The sequence below is a fragment of the Baekduia sp. genome (assembly GCF_035318805.1).
Classification (GTDB): Bacteria; Actinomycetota; Thermoleophilia; order Solirubrobacterales; family Solirubrobacteraceae; genus Baekduia.
Map to the genome: position 1 here is coordinate 1 of NZ_DATHDY010000073.1, position 22,037 is coordinate 22,037.

General features: G+C 72.4%; 26 protein-coding genes and 1 pseudogene. 14 read left to right on the forward strand and 13 right to left on the reverse strand.

The genetic code is table 11. From position 1 onward, the window contains the following. The 3 genes from VK501_RS16525 to VK501_RS16535 form a co-directional block, all read left to right on the forward strand. On the forward strand, positions 1–2,287 hold a 2,287-nt coding region (locus tag VK501_RS16525), incomplete at its 5' end, for a multifunctional oxoglutarate decarboxylase/oxoglutarate dehydrogenase thiamine pyrophosphate-binding subunit/dihydrolipoyllysine-residue succinyltransferase subunit (RefSeq protein ID WP_324339208.1). A 67-nt stretch (positions 2,288–2,354) separates the two neighbouring features. Continuing rightward, positions 2,355–3,488 (forward strand): winged helix DNA-binding domain-containing protein, encoded by a 1,134-nt coding sequence (locus tag VK501_RS16530; protein WP_324339210.1) that lies wholly within the window; start codon positions 2,355–2,357, stop codon positions 3,486–3,488. Between the two features lie 55 nt (positions 3,489–3,543). Next, on the forward strand, positions 3,544–3,900 hold the full coding sequence (locus tag VK501_RS16535; protein ID WP_324339212.1) for a DUF952 domain-containing protein: 357 nt from the start codon (positions 3,544–3,546) through the stop codon (positions 3,898–3,900). Between the two features lie 15 nt (positions 3,901–3,915). On the opposite strand, the gene VK501_RS16540 is transcribed toward VK501_RS16535, so the two are convergent. Beyond that, the gene (locus VK501_RS16540; protein ID WP_324339214.1) at positions 3,916–4,809 is read right to left on the reverse strand and encodes a DUF1028 domain-containing protein; all 894 of its coding nucleotides are present in this window, start codon (positions 4,807–4,809) and stop codon (positions 3,916–3,918) included. 22 nt (positions 4,810–4,831) lie between these two features. Here VK501_RS16540 and VK501_RS16545 point away from each other — a divergent pair, with 22 nt between their 5' ends. The 4 genes from VK501_RS16545 to VK501_RS16560 are packed head-to-tail and all read left to right on the forward strand — an operon-like array spanning position 4,832 to position 6,710. After that, positions 4,832–5,083, forward strand: coding sequence for an MGMT family protein (locus VK501_RS16545; RefSeq protein WP_324339216.1), 252 nt, complete (start codon positions 4,832–4,834; stop codon positions 5,081–5,083). A 16-nt stretch (positions 5,084–5,099) separates the two neighbouring features. Beyond that, the gene (locus tag VK501_RS16550; protein ID WP_324339218.1) at positions 5,100–5,600 is read left to right on the forward strand and encodes a cupin domain-containing protein; all 501 of its coding nucleotides are present in this window, start codon (positions 5,100–5,102) and stop codon (positions 5,598–5,600) included. Continuing rightward, a complete protein-coding gene (locus VK501_RS16555) occupies positions 5,584–6,000 on the forward strand; it encodes a secondary thiamine-phosphate synthase enzyme YjbQ (protein ID WP_324339220.1) in 417 nt (138 codons plus the stop codon). The genes VK501_RS16550 and VK501_RS16555 overlap by 17 nt, the downstream gene beginning before the upstream one ends. A gap of 8 nt (positions 6,001–6,008) precedes the next feature. Continuing rightward, positions 6,009–6,710 carry a class I SAM-dependent methyltransferase gene (locus VK501_RS16560; RefSeq protein WP_324339222.1) on the forward strand — a complete coding sequence of 234 codons (702 nt, stop codon included), beginning with the start codon at positions 6,009–6,011 and terminating at the stop codon, positions 6,708–6,710. Here the strand turns inward: VK501_RS16560 and VK501_RS16565 are convergent. The 5 genes from VK501_RS16565 to nucS all read right to left on the reverse strand — a co-directional run bounded on the left by VK501_RS16565 (position 6,695) and on the right by nucS (position 12,183). Beyond that, positions 6,695–7,486, reverse strand: a complete 792-nt coding sequence (locus VK501_RS16565) for a peptidase E (protein ID WP_324339224.1) — start codon at positions 7,484–7,486, stop codon at positions 6,695–6,697. The genes VK501_RS16560 and VK501_RS16565 overlap by 16 nt on opposite strands. After that, positions 7,483–8,214, reverse strand: a complete 732-nt coding sequence (locus tag VK501_RS16570; protein ID WP_324339225.1) for a peptidase E — start codon at positions 8,212–8,214, stop codon at positions 7,483–7,485. Before VK501_RS16570 ends, VK501_RS16565 begins: the two co-directional genes overlap by 4 nt. A gap of 103 nt (positions 8,215–8,317) precedes the next feature. Beyond that, positions 8,318–9,091 carry a crotonase/enoyl-CoA hydratase family protein gene (locus tag VK501_RS16575; protein ID WP_324339226.1) on the reverse strand — a complete coding sequence of 258 codons (774 nt, stop codon included), beginning with the start codon at positions 9,089–9,091 and terminating at the stop codon, positions 8,318–8,320. A gap of 42 nt (positions 9,092–9,133) precedes the next feature. After that, on the reverse strand, positions 9,134–11,389 hold the full coding sequence (locus VK501_RS16580; RefSeq protein ID WP_324339228.1) for a CocE/NonD family hydrolase: 2,256 nt from the start codon (positions 11,387–11,389) through the stop codon (positions 9,134–9,136). A 107-nt stretch (positions 11,390–11,496) separates the two neighbouring features. Next, positions 11,497–12,183, reverse strand: coding sequence for an endonuclease NucS (gene nucS, locus VK501_RS16585; protein ID WP_324339230.1), 687 nt, complete (start codon positions 12,181–12,183; stop codon positions 11,497–11,499). 148 nt (positions 12,184–12,331) lie between these two features. Between nucS and VK501_RS16590 the strand changes: the two genes are divergently transcribed. Further along, positions 12,332–12,949 (forward strand): hypothetical protein, encoded by a 618-nt coding sequence (locus tag VK501_RS16590; protein ID WP_324339232.1) that lies wholly within the window; start codon positions 12,332–12,334, stop codon positions 12,947–12,949. Next, on the forward strand, positions 12,946–13,128 hold the full coding sequence (locus tag VK501_RS16595; RefSeq protein ID WP_324339234.1) for a hypothetical protein: 183 nt from the start codon (positions 12,946–12,948) through the stop codon (positions 13,126–13,128). Before VK501_RS16590 ends, VK501_RS16595 begins: the two co-directional genes overlap by 4 nt. A gap of 20 nt (positions 13,129–13,148) precedes the next feature. On the opposite strand, the pseudogene VK501_RS16600 reads toward VK501_RS16595, so the two are convergent. The 3 genes and pseudogenes from VK501_RS16600 to VK501_RS16610 form a co-directional block, all read right to left on the reverse strand. After that, positions 13,149–13,304: pseudogene (locus VK501_RS16600) on the reverse strand (endonuclease); the annotation flags it as partial. Between the two features lie 9 nt (positions 13,305–13,313). Further along, positions 13,314–14,711 carry a hypothetical protein gene (locus VK501_RS16605; protein ID WP_324339238.1) on the reverse strand — a complete coding sequence of 466 codons (1,398 nt, stop codon included), beginning with the start codon at positions 14,709–14,711 and terminating at the stop codon, positions 13,314–13,316. Next, positions 14,690–14,944, reverse strand: a complete 255-nt coding sequence (locus VK501_RS16610) for a hypothetical protein (protein WP_324339240.1) — start codon at positions 14,942–14,944, stop codon at positions 14,690–14,692. Before VK501_RS16610 ends, VK501_RS16605 begins: the two co-directional genes overlap by 22 nt. Before the next feature lie 252 nt (positions 14,945–15,196). On the opposite strand from VK501_RS16610, the gene VK501_RS16615 reads away from it, so the two are divergent. From VK501_RS16615 to VK501_RS16630, 4 genes are read left to right on the forward strand one after another with little or no spacing between them, the layout of a single operon-like run. Next, positions 15,197–15,466, forward strand: a complete 270-nt coding sequence (locus tag VK501_RS16615) for a type II toxin-antitoxin system prevent-host-death family antitoxin (protein ID WP_324339242.1) — start codon at positions 15,197–15,199, stop codon at positions 15,464–15,466. Between the two features lie 4 nt (positions 15,467–15,470). Beyond that, complete coding sequence (locus VK501_RS16620) at positions 15,471–15,881, forward strand: type II toxin-antitoxin system VapC family toxin (protein WP_324339244.1); 411 nt, start codon at positions 15,471–15,473, stop codon at positions 15,879–15,881. 39 nt (positions 15,882–15,920) lie between these two features. Next, positions 15,921–16,139, forward strand: a complete 219-nt coding sequence (locus VK501_RS16625; RefSeq protein WP_324339246.1) for a ribbon-helix-helix domain-containing protein — start codon at positions 15,921–15,923, stop codon at positions 16,137–16,139. Next, positions 16,136–16,483, forward strand: coding sequence for a type II toxin-antitoxin system PemK/MazF family toxin (locus VK501_RS16630; protein WP_324339248.1), 348 nt, complete (start codon positions 16,136–16,138; stop codon positions 16,481–16,483). The genes VK501_RS16625 and VK501_RS16630 overlap by 4 nt, the downstream gene beginning before the upstream one ends. An 89-nt stretch (positions 16,484–16,572) precedes the next feature. Here the strand turns inward: VK501_RS16630 and VK501_RS16635 are convergent, their stop codons facing one another. The 4 genes from VK501_RS16635 to VK501_RS16650 form a co-directional block, all read right to left on the reverse strand. Beyond that, positions 16,573–16,965: a type II toxin-antitoxin system VapC family toxin gene (locus tag VK501_RS16635; RefSeq protein WP_324339309.1), complete on the reverse strand. Its 393-nt coding sequence runs from the start codon at positions 16,963–16,965 to the stop codon at positions 16,573–16,575. After that, entirely contained in the window at positions 16,962–17,210 is a 249-nt protein-coding gene (locus VK501_RS16640; protein ID WP_324339250.1) for an AbrB/MazE/SpoVT family DNA-binding domain-containing protein, read from the reverse strand. Before VK501_RS16640 ends, VK501_RS16635 begins: the two co-directional genes overlap by 4 nt. 225 nt (positions 17,211–17,435) lie before the next feature. Continuing rightward, on the reverse strand, positions 17,436–18,548 hold the full coding sequence (locus tag VK501_RS16645) for an NAD(P)/FAD-dependent oxidoreductase (protein ID WP_324339252.1): 1,113 nt from the start codon (positions 18,546–18,548) through the stop codon (positions 17,436–17,438). A gap of 55 nt (positions 18,549–18,603) precedes the next feature. Next, positions 18,604–20,349, reverse strand: coding sequence for an Ig-like domain-containing protein (locus VK501_RS16650; RefSeq protein WP_324339254.1), 1,746 nt, complete (start codon positions 20,347–20,349; stop codon positions 18,604–18,606). 107 nt (positions 20,350–20,456) lie between these two features. On the opposite strand from VK501_RS16650, the gene VK501_RS16655 reads away from it, so the two are divergent. Further along, the gene (locus VK501_RS16655; protein WP_324339256.1) at positions 20,457–21,998 is read left to right on the forward strand and encodes an aldehyde dehydrogenase family protein; all 1,542 of its coding nucleotides are present in this window, start codon (positions 20,457–20,459) and stop codon (positions 21,996–21,998) included. The last annotated feature ends 39 nt before the right edge of the window (positions 21,999–22,037 follow it).

The window sequence follows — 22,037 nt, forward strand, 5'->3', positions numbered from 1 at the left end:
GGCGCTGCTGACGCGCCTCGTCGAGGTCGACGCGTTCGAGCGCTTCATGCACAAGGCCTACCTCGGCCAGAAGCAGTTCTCGATCGAGGGCCTCGACATGACGGTCCCGATGATCGACGAGATGATCCAGCTCGCCGCGGCCCACGGGGCGCGCGAGGTCGTCGTCGGCATGGCGCACCGCGGCCGCCTCAACGTGCTGGCCCACAACCTCGGCCGTCCGTACGAGACGATCTTCGCCGAGTTCGAGGGCGCCTCCACGCTGGAGGCCGTCACGACGATCCCGCAGGGCGGGACCGGCGACGTCAAGTACCACCACGGCGCGCAGGGCTCCTACCAGCTGCCCAACGGCGAGTCGATCCTCGTCAACCTCGAGAGCAACCCGTCGCACCTCGAGTTCGTCCACCCGGTCGTCGTCGGCGCCGCCCGCGCCGCGCAGACCACGCGCCAGGGCCCGCACGCCCACCGCGACACCGACGCGGCGATGCCGATCGTCCTGCACGGCGACGCGGCCTTCCCCGGCCAGGGCGTGGTCGCCGAGGGCCTGAACCTCCAGGCGCTCGACGGCTACAAGGTCGGCGGCACGCTGCACCTGGTCCAGAACAACCAGGTCGGCTTCACCACCGACCCGGAGGACGCGCGCTCCACCCGGTGGGCCTCGGACGTCGCCAAGGGCTATGACGTCCCGATCATCCACGTCAACGCCGACGACGTGCAGGCGTGCATCCACGCCGTGCGCCTCGCCTTCGCCTACCGCGAGGAGTTCGGCCACGACTTCGTCCTCGACCTCATCGGCTACCGCCGCTTCGGCCACAACGAGGCCGACGAGCCCGCGTACACGCAGCCCGAGATGTACGCCAAGATCAAGGGCCACAAGCGCGCCGCCGAGCTGTGGGCCGGCCGCATGGTCGCCGAGGGCACGATCTCCCAGGAGGACGTCGAGGCCCAGCGCCAGGCGATCTGGGACCGGCTGACCGCGCTGCACCAGGACCTCAAGTCCAAGATCAGGGCGGCCGAGGCCTCCGGCGGCGTCACGCAGCAGACCGGCGAGTACCAGCTCGACCGCTCGCCCTCGCCCGACGTCCCCACGGCGGTCACGCACGAGCGGCTGCTGACGCTCAACGAGGAGCTGCTCACGACGCCCGAGGGCTTCACCGTGCACCCCAAGCTCGTCAAGCAGCTGGAGCGACGCCGCGCGGCCCTCGGCCCCGACGGCGGCATCGACTGGGCCCACGCCGAGCAGCTGGCCTACGCCTCGCTGCTGACCGAGGGCACGCCGATCCGCCTGACCGGCCAGGACGTCGAGCGCGGCACGTTCAGCCAGCGCCACCTCGTCCTGCACGACGCCAAGACCGGCCAGACCGTGTGCCCGATCCAGAGCCTGCCCGGCGCCCTGGCGCCGTTCGAGCTGCACAACTCGCCGCTGAGCGAGATCGCGTGCCTGGGCTTCGAGTACGGCTACTCCGCCGAGGCGCCCGAGACGCTGGTGGCCTGGGAGGCGCAGTTCGGCGACTTCGCCAACAGCGCCCAGGTCATCATCGATCAGTTCATCATCTCGGGCCTGGCCAAGTGGGGCCAGACCTCGCGTCTCACGCTGCTGCTGCCCCACGGCTACGAGGGCTCCGGCCCCGAGCACTCCAGCGCCCGCATCGAGCGGTTCCTGCAGCTCGCCGCCGAGGGCAACATCCGCGTCGCGAACCTCACGACGCCGGCGCAGTACTTCCACCTGCTGCGCCGCCAGGCGCGCATCACCAAGCAGCGGCCGCTGATCATCTTCACGCCGAAGTCGCTGCTGCGCCTGCCGCAGGCGACCAACCGCATCGAGCACCTGGCCGAGTCCAAGTTCTTCCCGGTCCTCGGCGAGCCGCGGGTGCCGATCGAGAAGGTCACGCGCCTGGTGCTCTGCACCGGCAAGATCTACTACGACCTCGTCTCGCACCCCAACCGGGTCGACAACGAGGGCGTCGCGATCGGCCGCATCGAGCTGCTCTACCCCTTCCCCGAGGGCCAGGTCCTGGAGCTCATCAACACCTACCCGAACCTCCAGGAGGTCGTGTGGGTGCAGGAGGAGCCGCGCAACATGGGCGCCCGCGCGCACATGAGCCCGCGCCTGCTGCAGGTGCTCCCCGACCACCTCGCCTTCGGCTACATCGGCCGCCCCGAGCGCGCGAGCCCGGGCGAGGGCTACCCGGCCGCGCACACCGGTGAGCAGACCCGCATCCTGCGGACCGCGCTCGACCTCTCGGTGCCGGTCTCGATGTACCCCATCAAGACGCCGGGCGAGCGCTGAGCTGAGCGCTCGTCCCTGCCTCGACGCCGCCGAGCGGCGCGCCCGCGTCGGGGCGCGCCACCGGCTGGTGGTCGCGGCGCGCGCCGCGACGGTCGAGGAGGTCGCGGCGTCGCTGGTGGCGATGCACTCGACCGACCCAGCGTCCGTGGTCGTGGCCGCGTGGGCGCGGCTGGCGGATCGGGGCGCGCCGGCCCTGGAGGTCGAGCGCGCATTGTACGAGGAGCGCACGCTGCTGCGGTTGATGGGGATGCGGCGGACGATGTTCGTCGTCGATCGCGACGTGGCGCCGGTCGTGCACGCCGCGTGCTCGGTCACCGTCGCCGCGCGCGAGCGGGCGAAGTTGTTGAAGTTCATGGAGACGTCCGGGGTCGGCGGGCCGGACCCGGTCGCGTGGCTGGCGGGCGCGGAGGCCGCCGCGCTGTCGGCGCTGGACGCCCAGGGCGAGGCCACGGCACCGGAGGTCGCGGCGTCCGACGCTCGCCTGTCCGAGGAGCTCGCCATCGGGACCGGCAAGTGGGCGGCGAAGCAGAAGATCGCGAGCCGCATCCTGCTGGTGCTGGCGGCCGAGGGTCGGGTCGTCCGCGCGCGGCCGCGTGGCTCATGGACGTCGACGCAGTTCCGGTGGGCCTCGCTCGAGGCGTGGACGGGCGCGCCGCTGGCCGAGGTCGGCGCCGAGCAGGCCGAGGCGGAGCTCGCGCGGCGCTGGTTGTACGCCTACGGCCCGGCGCTGCCCGCAGACCTCCAATGGTGGACGGCGTGGACGGCGAAGCAGACGAAGCGCGCGCTGGCGGCGGTCGGCGCGGTCGAGGTGGCGCTGGACGGGAGCGCCGCCGGTGTCGCGCTCCCCGACGACCTGGAGCCGGTGGACCGCGGCGACCCCTGGGTCGCGCTGCTGCCGGCGCTGGACGCCACGCCGATGGGCTGGAAGCACCGCGACTGGTACCTCGGCGAGCACGCGGAGCTGCTCTTCGACGTCAACGGCAACGTGTCGCCGACGATCTGGGCCGACGGCCGCATCGTCGGCGGCTGGGCGCGCCGTCCGTCGGGCGAGATCGCGGTGCGGTTGCTGGAGGACGTCGGCGCCGAGGCGACCGCCGGCATCGAGGCCGAGGCCGCTGCGCTCGGTCCGCGCCTGGGCGACGCGACCCTCGCCCCGCGCGCCCGCGGCTACTCGCCGGTGGAGAAGGCGCTGCTGGCCTGAGGGCCGGAGAGGGCGCGCTCGGCGCGCGGCCGGGCGGCGGCTACGGTTGACGACGATGAGCGAGCCGCCGACGACCATCCTGCACATCACGACCGAGTCCGGCTGGGCGCAGGCACAGGCGGCCGGCGAGCTCAGGCCGCCCTCGCTGGCCGAGGAGGGCTTCATCCATTGCTCGACCGCCCAGCAGGTCGAGGCGACCGCGAACCGGATCTTCAGCGGGTCGGGCGACCTGCTGCTGCTCGTCGTCGACCCCTCGCGGCTGAACGCGCCGCTGAAGTGGGAGCGCGCGACGGACGTCGCCGCGGAGTTCCCCCACATCTACGGCGCGCTGAACCTCGGCGCGGTCGTCGACCACGTCGCGCTGCCCGAAGGCGCCGACGGCTACGTGCTGCCGCCGGCGCTACGCGGGTAGCCCGGGGCCCGCGGGCTACCCGTCGAGCGCGGCCAGCACCGCTGCCGCGTCCGGAGCCACCTCGGGGCTGAGGCGCCCCAGGAGCTCGCGCCAGCCCGGCTGCAGCTCGATGGCGCGGCGGACCTGGGTCAGGCCGGTGGAGCGGTCGCCGTGGGCGAACTCGGCGATGCCGGCCCAGAACAGCAGCTCGTGGTTGCCGGGCTGCAGGGCCGCCGCCGAGCGGTAGGCCTCCCCCGCCTCGGCGTGCCGGCCCTCGCCGGTCAGGTCGTCGCCGACGGTGGCCAAGATGTAGGCGTCGTTGACGCCGATCAGCCGCTCCAGCTCGTCCAGCGGCTCGGGGTGGTCCTCGACGCGGAGGTCGACCACCCGCCGCCAGTCCTCCCCGGCGGCCGGCACGACGACCATGGCCGAGGACTGCTTGCCGCGCACGTCGCCGCCCTGCGCCTCGGCGCCCCGCAGCGCCGCGAGCATCCGGCGGGCGAGCGGACCGGTGCTCGACGCGAACGCCTCGGCCATCGCCGGCCAGACGGCCTCCGAGGCCATCATGTTGGCCTGGACGCTGAAATCGTTCCCCGCGGCGTGCCCGGCGTACGGGATGCACCCGTCGCCGGTGTGCGTCGCGGGCGGGCCCGACGGCGTGATGACCGCGACCTGGCGGAAGCGCGCCGCCTCGTCGGCGGCGATCAGCCCGCCGAGGGCCGCGGACGCGGCGGCGCCGCCCTGCAGCGCGTCGAGCAGGTTCGGGCCGTAGGCGCGCTCGGCGATCGACTGCGTGACGACCGCCCCGACCCCGGGCCGCGCCCATGTGACGATCGAGCCCACGGAGAACCAGTGCGACTGGACGGCGGCGCCCAGCTCGCCGGTGTCGTCGTCGCGTGCGACGATCGAGTACGTGCCTCGGCGGACCATCGACACAGGATCCCATCAAGCGGTGCTCTCGCGCATTCGCGCCATCCCCGAGGGGTTCGTCCGGACCTACGGCGACGTCTCCCCCGGCGCCCCGCGCTTCACCGGCACGGTGCTGCGCCTCACCGACGAGGACGTCCCGTGGTGGCGTGTCGTCCGGGCCGACGGCTCGCTCGCCAAGGGCGACCGCCAGCGCGAGCGCCTGGAGGCCGAAGGCGTCCCGTTCCTCGGCGCCCGCGTCGACCTGCGCGTCGCACGCATCCCGCACGACGTGTGAACATGCCGACCTCGCCATGCCCAACATCTACGACCCCGTCTTCGACGAGCCGCGTGAGTCCCTCGACGGCTTCCACGCCCAACGGGCCCGCCTCGGCCACCAGCTCGGCACCGAGCGGCTCGGCCTCAGCCTCTGGGAGGTCGGCGCCGGCCAGGCCGTGTACCCGTACCACTTCCACCTGGCCGAGGAGGAGGTGCTGGTCGTCCTCGACGGCCGGCCGCTGCTGCGCTCGCCGCACGGCTGGCGGCGCCTGGAGCGCGGCGACGTCGTCCGCCTCCCGCCCGGCGACGACGGCGCCCACCAGCTCGTCAACGACACCGACGAGACCCTGCGCTTCCTCGCGGTCAGCACGCACGGCCAGCCCGACATCGTCATCTACCCCGACGAGGGCAAGATCGGCCCGGCCGAGCGCCGGCCCGACGGCAGTGGGCTCAAGCTGTTCTTCCGGCTCGACTCCGCCGTCCCCTACGACGAGGGCATCGAGCGCCCGGAGATCGGCGATGTGGACCCAGCGTGAGCTCACCCTGGAGCCGCGACGCCGCGGCTTCCACCTCATCACGCGCGAGGTCGTCGAGCGGCTGCCCGAGATCGGGAGCCTGCGCGTCGGCCTGCTGCATCTCCACATCCTCCACACGTCGGCGTCGCTGACGCTCAACGAGAACGCCTCGCCCGACGTGCGCCGCGACTTCGAGACCTGGGCCGACGCCGCCGTCCCCGAGGACTTCGCCTGGACGCACACCGACGAGGGCGCCGACGACATGCCGGCGCACGTCAAGGCCTCGTTGATGGGGTTCTCGCTCACGCTGCCGGTCGCCGGCGGGCGCCTCGCGCTCGGCACGTGGCAGGGCATCTACCTCGGCGAGCACCGCGACCGCGGCGGAGCGCGGCGCCTGATCGCCACGCTCACGGGCGAGTGAGCGACCACGTGAGCGCCACCACGGGTCCCTACGCGGCCCTCGTCGCCGAGCACGGCCTGGCGACCAGCCACCGCCTCGTGCTCGACGCGGTGCCCGCCGACGCCCGCGTCCTCGACGTCGGCTGCGCGACCGGCTACCTCGCCGCGGAGCTGGCGCGCCGCGGCTGCACCGTCGTGGGCGTCGAGTACGACCCGGTCGCCGCGCAGCAGGCGCGCGCGGCGTGCCGCGAGGTCGTCGTCGGCGACCTCGAGGACGCGAGGACCCGCGCGGAGGTCGAGCGCGCCGTCGCCGGCGCCGGCGGCGTCGACACCATCATCTGCGCCGACGTGCTCGAGCACCTGCGCGACCCCTGGACCGTGCTGTCCTGGCTGCGCACGGTGCTGGACCCGGGAGGCCGCGCGGTGATCTCGGTGCCCAACATCGCCCACTGGACGGCGCGCCGCGCGCTGCTGCGGGGCCGGTTCGACTATGCCGACTTCGGCCTCTTCGACCGCACGCACCTGCGCTTCTTCACGCGCGCGAGCGCTGCGGAGCTGGCGCGCCGTGCAGGCTTCGCCGTCCGGGAGGAACATCCGGCTGGCGCCCCGCTCCCGCTGGAGTCACGGGTCCCGGCACTGGCAAGGGTTCGCGACCGCTGCGTACGCCGGTGTCCCGGGCTCCTCGCGCTGCAGGTCGTGTTGGTCCTGACGGTGGCTCAGCCGCGGCCATAGCGCGTCCTCCTCAGCTCCTTGATGTCGTCGGGCATCGGCCGCGTGCCGAGCGGCCCGGCGCCCAGCAGCTCCGGCTGCAGCCGCGTGCGCACCAGCTCGCCGCTCACCGCGTCCACCCGGAGCGCCGACGTGCCGGGGCGCGCGCTGACCACGCGGATCAGCTCGGTGCCCTCGAAGACCAGGCCGACGCCGTCGTCGGCCGCCCACCCGCCGGGAAGCTCCCCGGAGCGCACGGCCTCCAGGAAGACCGGCAGGCGCTCGGGCTCGCCGTCAGCGTGCACGGTCAGCGACCCGGGCAGGAAGCCCAGCCCGCTGTTGGGCTCCGGCGGGCCGAACGACTTGGTGCACCCGCCCTCGAACCAGCACATCGCGCCGGCGCTGAGGCCCGCGAGGACGATGCCCGACTCCCACGCCTCGCGCAGGATCGCGTCCATCCCGTGGGCGGCCCAGATCGCCAGCAGGTTGCGCATCGACCCGCCGCCGACGTAGATGACGTCATGGGCGAGCACGATCTCGCGCAGCGAGCGCGGGTCGCCGTGGCGGCGAAACAGCGACAGGACCGTCGCCAGCGCCGCGCGGTTGCCGTAGGTCATGTGGAACGAGGCGATCTGCTCGTTCGGGTCTCCCGACGCCGTCGGGAGGAAGAGGATCCGCGGCTCGCGCCGGCCGGCCAGCTCGAGGACGAGCTCGTCCAGCGCCGGGTCGCCGGGCGTCGACGTGAAGCCGCCGCCGCCCATCGCGAGGATCGTCGGAGATCGCGCCGGGCGAGCGCTCACGCGACGGCGGCCAGGCTGGCGGCGGGCTCGCCGAGGTACTGCACGGCCAGCGGGTGCTCGCCGTCGGCGGAGATCCGGTAGGCCCTCGCCGTGGCCCGCGACGACACGGCACGCAGCAGCTCACGCCCCTCGAAGTGCAGCGCCGCGCCGTCCTCGGCGGCATAGCCCTCGCGCATCCGCCCCTCGGCGACCATCCGGCGGTAGACCTCGCCGCGCTGCGCCTCGCCGTCGTAGTGCACGCAGTTGGAGTGCGGCAGCAGCCCGAGGCCGCGCACCGGCTCGGGCGGGCCGTGGAACGCGGTGATCGCCTCCGAGAACCAGCACAGCGACCCGGCCGAGAGGCCGCAGAGCGTCACGCCGCGGCGCCACGCGCGCTTGAGGATCGTGTCGACGCCGTGCGCGCGCCAGGCGCCGAGCAGGCTCAGCACGCTGCCGCCGCCGACGTAGATCAGGTCCTGCTGGAGGAGGTGCGCCTCGAGGTCGCCCTCGACGGCTCCTCCACCCTTGTCGCGGCGAAAGAGCGACACATGGCTGGTGTCGGCGACCGCCGCGAAGCGCCGGTAGAAGCGCACGACGTAGTGGTCGGCGTCGCCGGAGGCGGTGGGGACGAAGCAGACGCGCGGCCGATCGGCGCCGGTCGCTCCCAGCACGTAGTCGTCGAGGAGCGGGTTGCCCGACTCCATCGAGAACCCTCCGCCGCCGAACGCGACGATCTGCGGTGGCCGCATGGACATGGCGCTAGGTTGCCCACCCGGATGGGCGTGTGGCTCCTACGGCCGGTCCGAACCGTGCTCGACCGGCGGTCCTGCGACCCGCGGCGCCGCGCGGTCCTCAGCGGCCCTGCCAGACCGGCTCGCGCTTCTCCTTGAACGCCGTCGCGCCCTCCTTGGCGTCCTCGGAGGCGAAGACCGAGCCGCCGATCGCGCCCTGCGCGTCCCACTGGTCGGAGCTCGTCCAGTCGTACTGCTGCTGGACGATCTGCTTGGAGGCCGCGACGGCCAGCGGCCCGTTCTTGGCGATGCGCACGGCGAGCTCCAGTGCGGCGTCGAGCGCCTCGCCCTTGCCCGTGATCCGGTTGACGACGCCGAACTCGTGGAAGCGCTCGGCCGGCAGCGGATCGCCGGTCAGGGCCAGCTCCATGACCACGTGGTAGGGCATGCGCTTGGGCAGGTGCAGCAGCGCGCCACCCGCGGCGACGAGCGAGCGCTTGACCTCCGGAATGCCCATCTTGGCGCCCTCGGCGGCGACGATCAGGTCGCAGCCCAGCGCGACCTCGAACCCGCCGGCTACGGCGAAGCCCTCGATCGCGGCGATCAGCGGCTTGCGCGCGCCGCGCTGGGCGATGCCCGCGAAGCCGCGATCGCCGAACCAGGGCGACTCGCCCTTGACGAACGCGCCCAGGTCCATGCCGGCGCAGAAGAACCCGCCCGCGCCGGTGAGGATGCCGACGGCGAGGTCGTCGTCGCCGTCGAGCTCGTCGAGCGCGCCGGCGATGCCCTCGGCGACCGCGGCGTTGACCGCGTTGCGCACCTCGGGGCGGTTGATGGTGATGACCATGACGCCGTCGCGGCGCTCGGTCAGGACGGCGGGCTGCTCCTCGGACATGGCGGGGAATCTAACCGCGTCGTGGCGCAGCCGCGCCGCCGGTCACCCCGCGCGGTTGGCGAACGGCACATACGCGCGGCACGGCTCGCCGCGCAGCGACGGGCAGAGCGGCAGCGCCGTCGGGACGGCGATCCCCGGCACCACCGGCAGGATCAGGCGCGAGGGCGTGCCCTTCGCGTAGGCGAGGGTGACCGCCGCGGCGCCCTTCGCCGGCGTCGTGTCTCCGAAGGCCCACACCGGTTGGTCGCCGCCGGGCGCGCTGATCGTGATCCGGATGCTCGACCCGGCGCGGTAGACGTGCCCTTGGTAGTACAGCGGCACGTTGACCTCGGCGAACCGGCCCGCGGGCAACGGCGACGCGTCGGCCCGCGTCAGGCTCGGCACCGGCTCCAGCAGCGTGCTCTTGCGGGGATCGAGCTTGCGGCGGCTGGCGCGCAGCCATCCGCCCTGCACGAAGGTCTCGGCGCCGTCTGGCCGGACCTCGGAGACGGTGACCTGGAGGTCGACGCTCGGCGCGCTGGCCTTCACCCATGCCTGGAGCGCGCCCGCGCCGACGACCGCCGTGCTCGCGCTCAGCGGGGCCGACACGTAGGACAGCGCGCTGCCCGCGGGCGGCTGGAGCCACCGGTACGGCGGCGCGGCGGTCCACAGCCCGCCCGCGCCCGCCGCTGTGTCGCCCGTGAAGCTCGTGGCCGGCCGCGCGCTCCTGCTCCACGTGAACGCGTCGCGGCCGCCGGCGCCCGCGGGCGCCGCGTCGGTCAGCGCGCCCCCGGCGCCGAGGTACCACGACTGCGCGCGGGTACCCGGGAGCGGGAAGCGCGCGAAGGACTGCTCGAAGCCGGCGACGGGCGCGCCCGCCGTGGCGCCGCCCGCGCCGTTGTCGAACAGGATGCGCACGGGCGGCAGCGCCTCGAAGGCGGCCTTGGCGTCGGCGTAGCCGGCCCGGCCCTGGATCGGGTCGTCGGGCAGCTGGACGCCGGGGACGCCCATCGCCGTCGCGAAGATCGTCGGCGCCGCGGCCTTCAGCGCGGGCGCGAGGTTGGGCGCGCGCCGCGCGACGTAGAGCTCGAGGAAGTCGTACCAGCGGTTGAACGTCGCGGGGTCCAGCGAGTCGATGTGCGTGCCGTTGGTGAACGTGAACCACTTGCGCGTGGTGCCGGTGAAGCGCGACGCGAGGGTGGCGCAGTGGCCGCCGGTCTGCTCGTCGGTCCACTGGCACGCCAGGTAGGTCGGCACCTTGATCTTGTGCACGAACGTGGCGGGCGCCAGCGGATCGGCGACCGACGGCACGTAGTAGCGGTTGTCGTGGGTCTTCTTCAGCAGGTCGACGGCCGCGGCGTGCAGGACCTGGTTGGCCTTGCAGGTCTGGTCGCCCTCCTGGATGCGCTTCAGCGCCCACGCCTGGCCGCCGGTCCTCGACGCGGGCTTGGCGTCGTGCACGCGGTCCTTGGCCCAGGAGAGCGCGAAGCCCGAGTTGAGGATGCCGCCGGGGTAGAGCGTCGTCGCCGTGTTGTCGATCACGCTGAGCGGCGTGATGGCCGCGAGGCTCGGCGGCGCGGTGGCGGCGGTGAAGAGCTGGCTGATCCCGCCGTAGGAGATGCCCATCATGCCGACCTTGTGATGCAGCGCCCAGGGCTGGCGGGCGACCGTCTCGATCACGTCGTAGCCGTCGAGGCCCTGCAGCGGTTCGAAGTAGTCGAAGGCGCCGCCGGAGCAGCCGGTGCCGCGCATGTTGACGTCGACGACCGCGTAGCCGAGCAGGTTGGCGATCGTCGCGATCGAGCTCTCGCCGCCGGCCGGGTTGGCGTACCCGTAGCCCGAGTACTCGACCAGCGTGGGGAACGGCCCCGAGCCGGTCGCGCCGATCGGCAGGTGGACGTCGATGGCCAGCTGCGTGCCGTCGCGCGTGGTGACGTAGCCGTAGCCGCCGGCCGGGAGCTTCTGGTCGTAGGCCTTGGTGCTCGGCGGCGTCGAGCGCTGCGAGAGCACGGCGAAGGGCTTCGTGGTGGTGCCCGCGCGCGTGCGCACGCGGTAGCCGCTCCCGGGTGCGACCTCGCGAAACACGACCCCGCCGAGCGCCCCGGCGCGCTGCGCGTCGACACGCTTGCCGCGCCGGTTGAACAGCGTGAGCTGCGCCCCCTTGGCGGCGCCGGTGACCTGCACCTGCTCGACGCTGCCGCGGGCGGTCAGGCCTTTGGCGTCGGCGCGGGCCGGGCCCGCTCCGAGGCCGAGCGCCGCGGCAAGCGCGCACGCCACCAGCAGGTTGACGCGACGCGACCCCACGTTCAGCGGCTCCATGAGCGCACCCTCTCATGAAGCCGCCGCCCCGCGGGCATTTCCGGCACGGCTGCGTGCCGCTTGCGCTACCTGCTTGCGAGCGACGCGATCAGGTCGCCACCACCGGGTCAGACCATGAACAGCGTGAGGTCGGGCTCGCGCTCGCCGCGCAGCACGGCGAGGTCGACCTCGACGCAGCGCAGGCCGCGCGACTCCGCGAGCACGCGCGCCTGCGGCTTGATCTGCTGGGCGGCCAGGACGCCCTGGCAATCGGCCATCGCCGGATCCTCGCGCAGACGCTGGAGGTAGCGCGTGAGCTGCTCGACCGCGTCGATCGTCGCGACGCGCTTGATCTCCACGGCGACCCAGCCGTCCTGCTCGTCGCGGCACATGAGGTCGACGGGCCCGATGTCGGTCGGCCACTCGCGGCGCACGAGCCGGAACCCCTCACCACACCAGTGCGGCTGCTCGGCCAGCAGCTCCTGCAGGTGGGCCTCGACGCCATCCTTCTCCAGCGCCGCGGCCTCGCCCATGTCGTGCGTGACGTCGGAGACGACCTCGACGATCCGGATGTCCAGCCGGTCCTCCGTCGCGCCCGCACGCTTGCGGACGACCATGCGCTCGATCGGCTCACCCTCGGTCTCGATGACCGTCGGCGGCGTCATCCAGTTCTGGGGCTTGACCGACGACCCACCGTCATGCCAGATCGAAACGCCCCCGTCGTTCTTGATCATGAGCAGCCGGACGGCCTCGGGCAGGTGGGTCGTGAGGCGGCCGGTGTAGTCGACGGAGCAGCGGGCAACGATCAGGCGCATCGCGATGAACGCTACGCGGAGTACCGGGCGGAAGGGACGCCCGCCCTCGCTCGCAGCGACGTTGCCGTCGATTGCCGGCCCCGGGCGGCGAAGGACGAGCCACCCTCGTCCCGCAGGACAATGGCCCACAGAGGAGAATCGCGAGCATGTGCCCGGCCGCAGCGCAGGCGGTTCTCCCGCCTCCCTGGACCTTGAACGTCTGATCGGCGACGCACGCAGACGACTGCCGAGATCCCATAAGGCGCTTCTCGAGCAGATCGGTGTCCAGGATGCAGTCGTCAACAGGTGGCCCGACGGCGTCCAGGCCTTCTACGAGACGTTGAAAGCGACGCCGCCCACGGCCGGCGATCTGGCCAATGCGCTCGCTGTGTGGCTTCCGGACGTGCGCGTCGTGGCCTACAACGGCGACCTCCTCAGCCACGCGCTTGACGTCCACGACCTCGACCAGGCATCGGTTCAACGGGCCGTCGACAACATCGCCTGGCACGAATACGGTCACGCCTTGAGCGCTACACGCGCGTCCTCGACGACGAAGCGCGATGGTCCTCGGCTCCTCGGCCTTCTCCCTCCGGGCCTGCGTGCTGCGATCGACTACCCGGGCGGATATCGTCAGATGCAGGTGTTCGACGAAGTGATCGCGAACGTATACGCGCTCGTAATTGGTCGAGCCGTCCAGTCAGGTGACTACCGTATGCCCAGCTTCCTCCACCCCGACGTGTGCGACGCTTTCAAAGCTGTCGTCCCGTGGCCTCCGGACGCCCGATGACCGAGCCGCCTGACACCCACGCCTTCCCCGCGAACAAGCTTGGCGCCTTCCTGCGCGCGATGGCCGACCCCGAGGGAACCGGCGCGATCACCGCGACCAGCGAGCACGACATCGCCAAGATCGAGGCACGGCTCTCCGAAGTGCACCGCGACGACGGCAGCGCTGAGCGGACCGATTAGACGATCTGGACGAGCGGTCAGCTCTGGCAGTTCTGCGGCTTGACAGATGACCCACCGTCGTGCCAGACCGACACGCCCCCATCAGCCTTGATCATCAGGAGCCGGGTGGCTTCGGGCAGGTGGGTCGTCAGACGACCCGTGTAGTCGATGGAGCACCGCGCAACGATCAGCCGCATATCGGGACCCTACTTCCCGCGGCCCCGCTTCTTCGCCGCGCACGTCTTGTAGGCCTTGGTCAACGTCGCCGTCCGGCCGTCGGCGAGCGTGATCGAGACCTTGACCGAGTACTTGCCCTTGGGCAGGCCGCGGAGGTCGACCTTCGGCTTGACGTCCTTGCCCTTGTAGGTCTTGGCCTTCCCGGCGACCTTGACCACCACCTTGGTGATCTTGGTGCCTGCGGGCGCGGCGAGGCGGAGGGTCAGCGTGCGACGGCTCGAGCAGGTCTTCGTGGACCCCGTGGGGAGCTTGATGATCGACGTGGCCTTGAGCGGCGCCGGCGATGCGGCCTTCACCGGGGGCGCCGGCGCGATCGCGGGCGGCACGGGGAGTGGGGCGGGCGGGTCCGAGACCGGCGGCGCGGCCGCGCCGGGGAGCTGCAGCACCGCGTCGGGCCCGGAGGTCGTCCGCGTCTGCGGGCCGTTCGTCGCGGTCGCGACCGCGCGGTAGTGCAACAGGCCGCCGGCGGGGAAGCCACCGCCCAGCGCGCCGAACACGCCCGCGCCGTCGGGCGTGGCCGGCAGGGCCGTCCCGTAGGCGTCGCTCGGCCCGGCCTCGAACGCCACCGACAGCGTGCCGCCGCCCGTGACCGCGGCGGTGAACCACGCCGCGTCGGTCGCCGTCGCCGTCGCGCCGACCCCGGTCAGCGCCGGCGCGGCGAGCATCTCGTCAGCGCCGATGTCGAGTCCGCCCTCGCTGATGCGCGCGTCGCCGTCGATGTCGCCGGTCCCGGTGGCGGGGTCCGGGACGCCGGCGTCGATCGTCGGCGAGCCGAGCCGCTGGTGGTAGTCCGGATCGCCCGGCGCGAAGACGGCGGCGGCGTCGGTCTGACCGGCGCCGGTCTGGTTGCCCTCGCCGAGCACGAGCGCGCCGCCCGCCAGGTTGTGGGCGTACGACGTGCGGAAGTTCGAGGTGGCGACGGAGAGGTCGAGCCGGCCGGGGTGCGTGAAGAAGTCGCTGGTCGACGCCGCGACGTCGTTCGCGGTCCCGCGCATGATGGAGTTGCGCACCGCCACGGCGGTCGGCCGCAGCGTGTCGCCCGGATAGAGGCCGTCGGTCCGCGCGAGCAGGCCGGTGCTGTCGGCGCCCGTCGCGATCGCAGTCACGTTCTCGACGGTCATGACCTCCGCTGGCGCGACCACGCCGCTGGCGAGGACGGCAACCCCGCCGGCGAGGTCGTTGGTTGCGACGCTGTCGCGCAGCGTGCCCGTCTGGATCTTCACCGCGGTGAAGGTCTCGAGAGCGGCGTGGACGACCATCCGCTCGGCGACCGGCGCCACGACGCCGGTCCCGAGGTTCAGCTGGCCGGTCATCCGCAGGTCATGAACCAAGGTCCCGCCGAAGCTCACGTAGGCCTGGTCGAGCACCGGATGGGCGCCCGGCGCGGGACCGAGCGTCCCCGCCCCTGCGTCACGGTCGACGGCCCCTGGTACGTCCCGTCGAGCAGTTGCACGTCGTCGGCCGCGGTCGCGGCGCCCGCCGCATAGGAGAGCCGGCACGGCGCCGCGACACTGCACGGCTTCTGCGCGCGCATGGCGCCCGGCCCGGCGACGAGCGTCTCGGCACCCGCGCACGGCGCGAGGGCGAGGGCGGCAGGCACCACAAGAGTCCCAAGCACCAGGCGGAGGAAGCGCATGGCGCGAGATCCTGAACGACCGTGTCCCACAACGGAAGACGGCCTCCTCGCCCGGCTAGGCTCGGCTCCCTCTGGAGCAGGTCCGCTCAGTCGAGCCCTGTGGCAGGAGACGGCATGTCGCCACGATTCCGACGCACCCCGCATGGCCGCGCTCGGACGACGCGCTGCGCTCGCGGGCCTGTTGGCCGCCCAGATCCTCCTGCTACCTTGATGTACATGACGACCGTCGGAGTCGCGGAGCTTCGCCAGAACCTCAGCCGCTACCTGCGGCTCGTCGAACAAGGCGAGCGGCTCGTCGTCACCGAGCGCAACCGGCCGGTGGCAGAGCTCGGTCCGCCGCCTACGACCGGCGAGACACTCGATCGCCTCATCGCCGAAGGCCGGGTCTCCAGGCCCACGCGCCGCAGCCTGCCCGCACCACTGCGGCTCGACGGCGATCCGACGGCTCTCAGCCACGCACTGAACGAGATTCGCGGAGACCGCTGAGCCGGTGGCGCTCTTCTACGCCGATGCGTCGGCGTTGGTGAAGCTCGTTTGCGAGGAGTCCGAGACCGCTGCGCTCGGCACCTTCCTGGCCGGCGCCGACATCATCTCCAGCGAGCTCGTGCTCACGGAGGTGCCCCGCGCGGTGCATCGTGCCGCATCCGAGGATCCCGCGCTGCCGCTCGACGCCCTCATGGCTGCCGCCGACGACGTCGTTCAGACGCTCGCGCTGCTGCCCGTCGATCGAGCGCTCCTGCTTGCCGCCGGCGCCCTCGCCGAACCGATGCTGCGCGCCCTGGACGCCATCCACATCGCCTCGGCCGTCACGGTGCTGCCGATCGACGCTTTCGTCACCTACGACGATCGTCAGGGCGCCGCCGCGCGACTCGCCGGTCTCCGCACCGTCGGGCCGGGCTGACGATCCCCGCCTGGTGCTACCGGCGGTAGCATTATCGGTATGAAGCTCAGCGTCAGCGTTCCGGCCGAGGACATCGCCTTCCTCGACGCCTACGCAGCCGAGCATGACCTCGGTTCGCGCTCGGCGGCGATGCACGTCGCGATTCGCGCGTTGCGCGTCAGCGCCTTGCCTGGAAGCTACGCCGAGGCATGGTCCGACTGGGAGGGCGACGGCGAAGCCGACGCCTGGGACGCTACGGCGGGTGACGGCGCCGCATGAGGCGCGGTCAGGTGTGGCTCGTCGATCTCGACCCGGTTCGCGGCTCCGAAGCCAACAAGCGACGCCCCGCCGTCATCGTCAGCAACGACGCCGCCAACAGCACCGCCGAACGCCTCGGCCGCGGCGTCATCACCGTCGTACCGGTGACCTCCAACCTGCGCCGCGTCTACCCGTTTCAGATCCTGCTTCCCGCAGAGGAGACCGGTCTGCACACCGACTCCAAGGCACTCGCCGAGCAGGTCCGATCCGTCGACTCCCAACGCCTGACCAGCCACGTCGCCACCGTCCCACCACGACTCATGGCCGATCTCGGCGACGCCCTACGCCTCCACCTCGCGCTCTGACCTGGCGGCGGTCAGACACTGCAGTTCTGCGGCTTGCAGCCGCCCGTGTCGGCATGCAGCAGCATCGACACCGACCCCGACTGACGGGCTCAGGGCTCCCACCACTCGATCGACGTCGCGCGCTTCAACGCCCGATCGAACGACAGAACGCGACCGACCCCGCTGGCCTCCGCTGCGGCGACGAGCTGGGCCTCCGCGAAGTGCAGTCGCTGTTCCTCGTAGATCTCCAGCGCTCGCAGGAGCACCGGCTGATCGGCGACCGACACGGTCGGCATCGCCAGCAGCGCCCGCATCGTCGTGGCCACCTGCGCACGCGGCGCTTCGTAGAACGATTCGAGGACGAAGACGCACTCCGCGAAGACCACGTCGGTCACCAGAAGGTGCTCGGCGTCTCGCAACACGGCCGTCGCCCTGCGGGCTTGAGCCGGAGGATCGCCGGTCAGGTGCCGGATCAGGACGTTGGTGTCGACGAAGGCGATCAGCGACGCGACTCGGCGTGCTCGCGATGCGTCTCACGCAGCACCCGGTCCCACGACGTCCCCTGGCGCCCCGCCGGCACCGAGATCGTCCCGGCCAACTCGAGGAAGTCCGGCGTCTTGGCGACGACCGCACGATCGCCGTGGACCCGGAAGACCACCTCGTCCCCCGGACGCAACGCCAGCGCATCGCGAACGGACTTGGGAACCGTGATCTGCCCCTTGCTCGTCAACTTCGCAGCGACATCCATGTCCTTACCTTAGCATCAGAGTAAGGCGCGTCCGCGACCCGCAGGAGAGCCTGCGGCCCCTACATCCCGGGAGGGATGCAGAGGCCGGCAGGCGGACGGCATTCCGTGCCCGAAGGGCGCTGGCTTCCGTTCCGGGCATCCTTGCCTGCCTTCTGAGGAGGTCATCGGCTGCTGGGTGGGGGACCTGAGTGCCCGTGTCAGCGTGCGGACTTATGGACACTCGACCTACCCGGCGAGGCGCGTGCCCGCCGTGCGCATCGAGGCGTCGCGGCGACGGTCGCCGATCGCGAAGCACGCCTCGGGCGCCTCGGCCCCGGTGAGCCACCGCTCCAGCCGCTCGGCCAGCGCCGGGCCGTGCTTGAAGGCGTGGCCGGAGCCGCCGCCGACCAGCCAGACGCGGCCGCCGTGCTCCGGGTGCGGGGCGACGACGAACCGCTCGTCGGAGGTCATCTCGTACTGGCAGACGCGGTTGCCGACCAGCGGCGCGCCGGCCAGCGCCGGGAAGCGGTGCGCGAGGTAGGACCGCGCCGCCGCCAGCCGCTCGGGCGTGGCCTGGCGCTCTACGGCGGTCGGATCCACGACCGGGCCCTCGTCGTCGGGGCCGACCTTCACACCGCGGCCGTCGAGGTCGCCCAGCCCGTAGGCGGCGCCGTCGAAGTCGACCCAGCCCGGCACGCGCGGCGTGGCCCAGGAGCCGTCGCCGCCGAAGTAGAAGACCTCCGCTCGCGTGATCCGTAGGTCCAGCACGTCGCCGAACAGCTCGGCCATCCACGCCCCGCAGGCCCACACCACGTGGTCGGCCTCCAGCACGCGGCCGTCGTCGAGCACCACGCGCTCGCCGTCGGGCCGGGCGATCGCCGTGATCCGCTGCGCGCCGGCCTGCACCGCGCGGTCGGCCAGTGCGCGCACGCCGTCGCGCGCCCACAGGATCCCGGCCTCGGGCTCGTAGAGCGTGAAGGCCAGGTCGTCGTCGTTGACCGACGGGAACAGGTCGGCGGGATCGACGCGCTCCACCGGGATGCCGAGCGCCTTCAGGGTCCGCTCGCTCGCCGCCTCCCAGCCGTCCGGCTCGCGCGCGAACCACGCGAGGCCCGACGGCACGACCAGCCGCGGATCGAGCTCGCGCCACAGCTCCAGCGCGCGCCGCGCCATGCGGGCGTGCAGCTCGTCGGCGCCGTGCGAGGAGCGGATGAGCCGCGACTCGTCGCCGCTGCCGGACCGCACGTGGCCGGGCGCGAGGCGCTCGACGTGCGTGACGTCCCAGCCCGAGCGGGCGAGGCGGTCGGCGAGAGAGGAGCCGAGTACCCCGGCACCCACGACTACGGCAGACGACGACATGGCGGGGAAGCTACCGGGCTCCCCCGCCGCGCTCGTCCCGAGACCCTGCCCGGAGCTACTTGACCGTGAAGGTCAGGAACTTGGAGGCGGTCTTCTTGTAGGGCGCCTGGCCCTGGTAGACCAGCCGCACGCGCCACTTGCCCTTGAGCTTCAACTTGGCCTTGAAGGTGAAGGGCTTGTTGGCGGGCTTCAGGCCGCCGACGAGCTTGCGCCACTTGCCCTTCTTGTTGCGGAACTGCCACTCGACGGCGACCTTGCCGCCCAGCGAGGGCAGCGCGCCCACAGACTTGCTGGCGCCGCGCGAGAGCGAGCCCGCCACCGAGCAGACGCGCTTCTTGCACTTGACCTTCCTGGTCTTCAGCTTGAACGCCGGCGTCAGCGTCGAGGCGAGCTTGGCGACCTTGGTCACCGACACGGTCTGCACGGTCGTGTTGCCGTTCTTGTCCAGCGCGGTGACCTCGACGGTGTGCGGGCCGAGGGGCAGCTTGCCGGAGCCCTGCCACGGCGCGAGGCCGACCGGCGTGTCGTTGACGAGGCCGTCCGTGTAGTTGCGGATCTCCTGGCCGCCGTCGAACGCGAAGGTGATGCGGGCGATGCCCACGCCGCCGTCGCTGGCGGCTGCAGAGAGGTCGAGCTTGTCGACGAACTGCTGACCGGGCACCGGCTTGACGATGCGGATCGACGGTCCGTCGAAGTCGCCGCACGGTCCGGCCGAGCCGCCGCCGGCCTGCGCGACCGCCCGGAACGCGCTCAGCGCGGGCTTCGGCGAGCCGTCGACGCGCAGGAGTCCGTAGTGGTTGAGCTCGTCGACCGATTCGGTGGTCGTGTCGCGCATCGTGAACCAGTCGGCCTGCGTGACGTATGGGTCGTTGGCCAGGCAGCTGTACGCCTTGGCGAGGAACGCCGCCTGGTTGGCCTCGTTGACGCCCGACGGCTTCTGCCCGGTCCACATGCCGCGGGTGCAGGACGTCGGGCCGCCGTTGGTCGACGACCAGCCCAGCTCGCTCATCCAGATCGGCTTGCCGCCGTCGCCGTGGGCGGCCATGGTGTCGTGCACCGTCCGGTAGCCCAGGAAGGTGAAGCGCGCGAGGTTGCCGTTCTCGCGGTAGAACTCGTCGGGGCCGCGGTCCAGGCACGACGTGTCGGTGTGCACGGCGACGACGTCGAACGAGCCCTGCGCGCCGGCCGTGTAGAGGTTCTCGAGCCAGCTGTAGTCGTTGCCGGTCATCGGGCCGGCCACGACGGTCGCGCTCGGGTCGCCGGCCTTGATGCCCGCGTAGGCGGCCTTGAGCATGGCGGTGTACTTGGTCGCGTCCGGGCCCGGGTGCCAGAAGACGTTCTCGTCGGGCTCGTTCCACACCTCGTAGCCGGCGACGGGGCCGACGGCCTTGTTGTGGGCGGCGAAGCGCTTGAGGAAGTCGGCGAAGTCCGCCGGATCGCTGGGCGGGACGTGGACGTCGGACGACCCGTTGGCCCACGCCGGCGCCTCGGTGACGACGAACAGCGGCTTGACACCGGACGCGTTGAGCTGCTTGATCGCGTCGTCGTAGACCTTGGTCGTGTTGGCGAGGTTGACCTCGTTGGAGGGATACTCGCCGCGCGCGTTGGGCTCGAAGTCCTTCCACAGGGCGAAGATGCGGACCTGCTTGGCGCCGGTGGCGATGGCCTCGCTCACGCGGTCGGGCGTCGGGGCGCCGGCGATGTTGACGCCAGGGCTGGCGGACTGCGCGGCGACCGGCACGAGCAGTGCGGCAAGGGCGGCGAGCGTGGCGGCGAGGGGAAGGGTCTTGAGCAGTCTCATGGCAGGGGAGGACACCGGGGTCGTCCCACAGATCGGAGTACCGCCCGGTTACCTTGACCCGGATTTGTACGAATCCGGACACCTTTGGACGCGGTAGCGTGGCCGCCATGTCCGTCATCGGCCACGCCGCCCCGTCCGCCCCCGGCCTCCTCGTCTCCACCAATCCGGCCGACCTCGACGACCGCGTCTTCGAGACGCCCGCGGCCGACGCAGCGGCCTTCGTGGCCGCCTGCGCCGCGGCCCGCGAGGCCCAGAAGGCGTGGGCCGCGACGCCCGCTCCGCGCCGCGGCCGGGCCATCCAGCAGATCGGCCGGATCGTCGAGGCCAACAAGGAGGCGCTCGCCCGCCTGGTCACCCGCGAGATCGGCAAGCCGTATCCCGAGGCGCTCGGGGAGGTGCAGGAGATCGTCGACACCTGCGACTTCTTCCTCGGCGAGGGACGGCGGCTCTACGGCCAGACCGTGCCCAGCGAGATGCCCGACAAGCAGCTGTTCACCTTCCGTGTGCCGGTCGGCGTCGCGGCGATCGTGACGGCCGGCAACTTCCCGGTCGCGGTCCCGTCGTGGTACCTGGTGCCGGCGCTGCTGTGCGGCAACGCGGTCGTGTGGAAGCCGGCCGACTACACGCCGGCGCTGGGCCGCGCGCTCGGCGACCTCTTCCAGGCGGGCGGCCTCCCCGCCGGCGTGCTGAACGTGGTGCAGGCCGACGGGCCCACGACGTTCGCGGGTCTCGAGCAGGCGCTGGAGGCGGGCCTGGTCGACAAGGTCGGGTTCACCGGCTCGAGCGCCGTGGGGCGCGAGATCGGCGCGCTCTGCGGCCGCCACCTGCAGAGCCCGTGCCTGGAGCTGGGCGGCAAGAACCCGATGGTGGTCATGGACGACGCGGACCTCGACCTCGCCGTGGAGGGCGCGCTGTTCGGCGGGTTCGGCACGGCCGGCCAGCGCTGCACGTCGCTGGGCACCGCGATCGTGCACGAGCGGGTGCACGACGAGTTCCTGGCACGTCTGACCGCCGCGGTGCAGGACGCGCCGATCGGCGACCCGACGCAGGACGTGCTCTACGGGCCGATGATCCACCAGCGCTTCCTGGACCGCTTCGTCGACCACCACCTGAAGCTCATCCGCGACCACCACACGGTCAGCGGCTCCACCGGCATCGGGCGCATCACGGCCGGCAACCCGCGCGCCGGGTTCGTCGGCGGCGATCCGGAGCGCGGACTCTACGTCCACCCCACGATCGTCGGCGGCGTGCGGATCGACGACGAGCTGGCCAACACCGAGACGTTCGGCCCGCTCGTCGGCGTCGCCCGCTTCGGCGACTTCGACGAGGCGATGGCCTTCGCCAACGGCCACGGCTACGGGCTGTCGTCGGCCATCTACACGCGCGACGCGGTCAACGCCCTGCGCTTCCGCGAGCGGGTCAGCGCCGGGATGGTGTCGGTCAACAACTCGACCTCCGGCGCCGAGGCGCACCTGCCGTTCGGCGGCAACGGCCGGTCGGGCAACGGCTCACGCCAGTCGGGCATCTGGGTGCTCGACCAGTTCACCCGCTGGCAGTCGATGAACTGGGACTACGCCGGCAAGCTGCAGAAGGCGCAGATGGATGTCGACGACGTCGACGCCGACCTTGAGTTCCGTCTGAGCCAGTAGGCGAGATCCGAGCGACGAAAGAGCCACCTCGTCGCGGGG

Coding starts and splice junctions, on each gene's coding strand:
- VK501_RS16645 (WP_324339252.1), bottom strand. CDS start 18,548: ATGTCGTCGTCTGCCGTAGTCGTGGGTGCCGGGGTACTCGGCTCCTCT.
- VK501_RS16640 (WP_324339250.1), bottom strand. CDS start 17,210: ATGGATGTCGCTGCGAAGTTGACGAGCAAGGGGCAGATCACGGTTCCC.
- VK501_RS16535 (WP_324339212.1), top strand. CDS start 3,544: ATGAGCGAGCCGCCGACGACCATCCTGCACATCACGACCGAGTCCGGC.
- nucS (WP_324339230.1), bottom strand. CDS start 12,183: ATGCGCCTGATCGTTGCCCGCTGCTCCGTCGACTACACCGGCCGCCTC.
- VK501_RS16570 (WP_324339225.1), bottom strand. CDS start 8,214: ATGCGGCCACCGCAGATCGTCGCGTTCGGCGGCGGAGGGTTCTCGATG.
- VK501_RS16615 (WP_324339242.1), top strand. CDS start 15,197: ATGACGACCGTCGGAGTCGCGGAGCTTCGCCAGAACCTCAGCCGCTAC.
- VK501_RS16630 (WP_324339248.1), top strand. CDS start 16,136: ATGAGGCGCGGTCAGGTGTGGCTCGTCGATCTCGACCCGGTTCGCGGC.
- VK501_RS16625 (WP_324339246.1), top strand. CDS start 15,921: ATGAAGCTCAGCGTCAGCGTTCCGGCCGAGGACATCGCCTTCCTCGAC.
- VK501_RS16650 (WP_324339254.1), bottom strand. CDS start 20,349: ATGAGACTGCTCAAGACCCTTCCCCTCGCCGCCACGCTCGCCGCCCTT.
- VK501_RS16550 (WP_324339218.1), top strand. CDS start 5,100: ATGCCCAACATCTACGACCCCGTCTTCGACGAGCCGCGTGAGTCCCTC.
- VK501_RS16595 (WP_324339234.1), top strand. CDS start 12,946: ATGACCGAGCCGCCTGACACCCACGCCTTCCCCGCGAACAAGCTTGGC.
- VK501_RS16555 (WP_324339220.1), top strand. CDS start 5,584: ATGTGGACCCAGCGTGAGCTCACCCTGGAGCCGCGACGCCGCGGCTTC.
- VK501_RS16540 (WP_324339214.1), bottom strand. CDS start 4,809: ATGGTCCGCCGAGGCACGTACTCGATCGTCGCACGCGACGACGACACC.
- VK501_RS16580 (WP_324339228.1), bottom strand. CDS start 11,389: ATGGAGCCGCTGAACGTGGGGTCGCGTCGCGTCAACCTGCTGGTGGCG.
- VK501_RS16575 (WP_324339226.1), bottom strand. CDS start 9,091: ATGTCCGAGGAGCAGCCCGCCGTCCTGACCGAGCGCCGCGACGGCGTC.
- VK501_RS16655 (WP_324339256.1), top strand. CDS start 20,457: ATGTCCGTCATCGGCCACGCCGCCCCGTCCGCCCCCGGCCTCCTCGTC.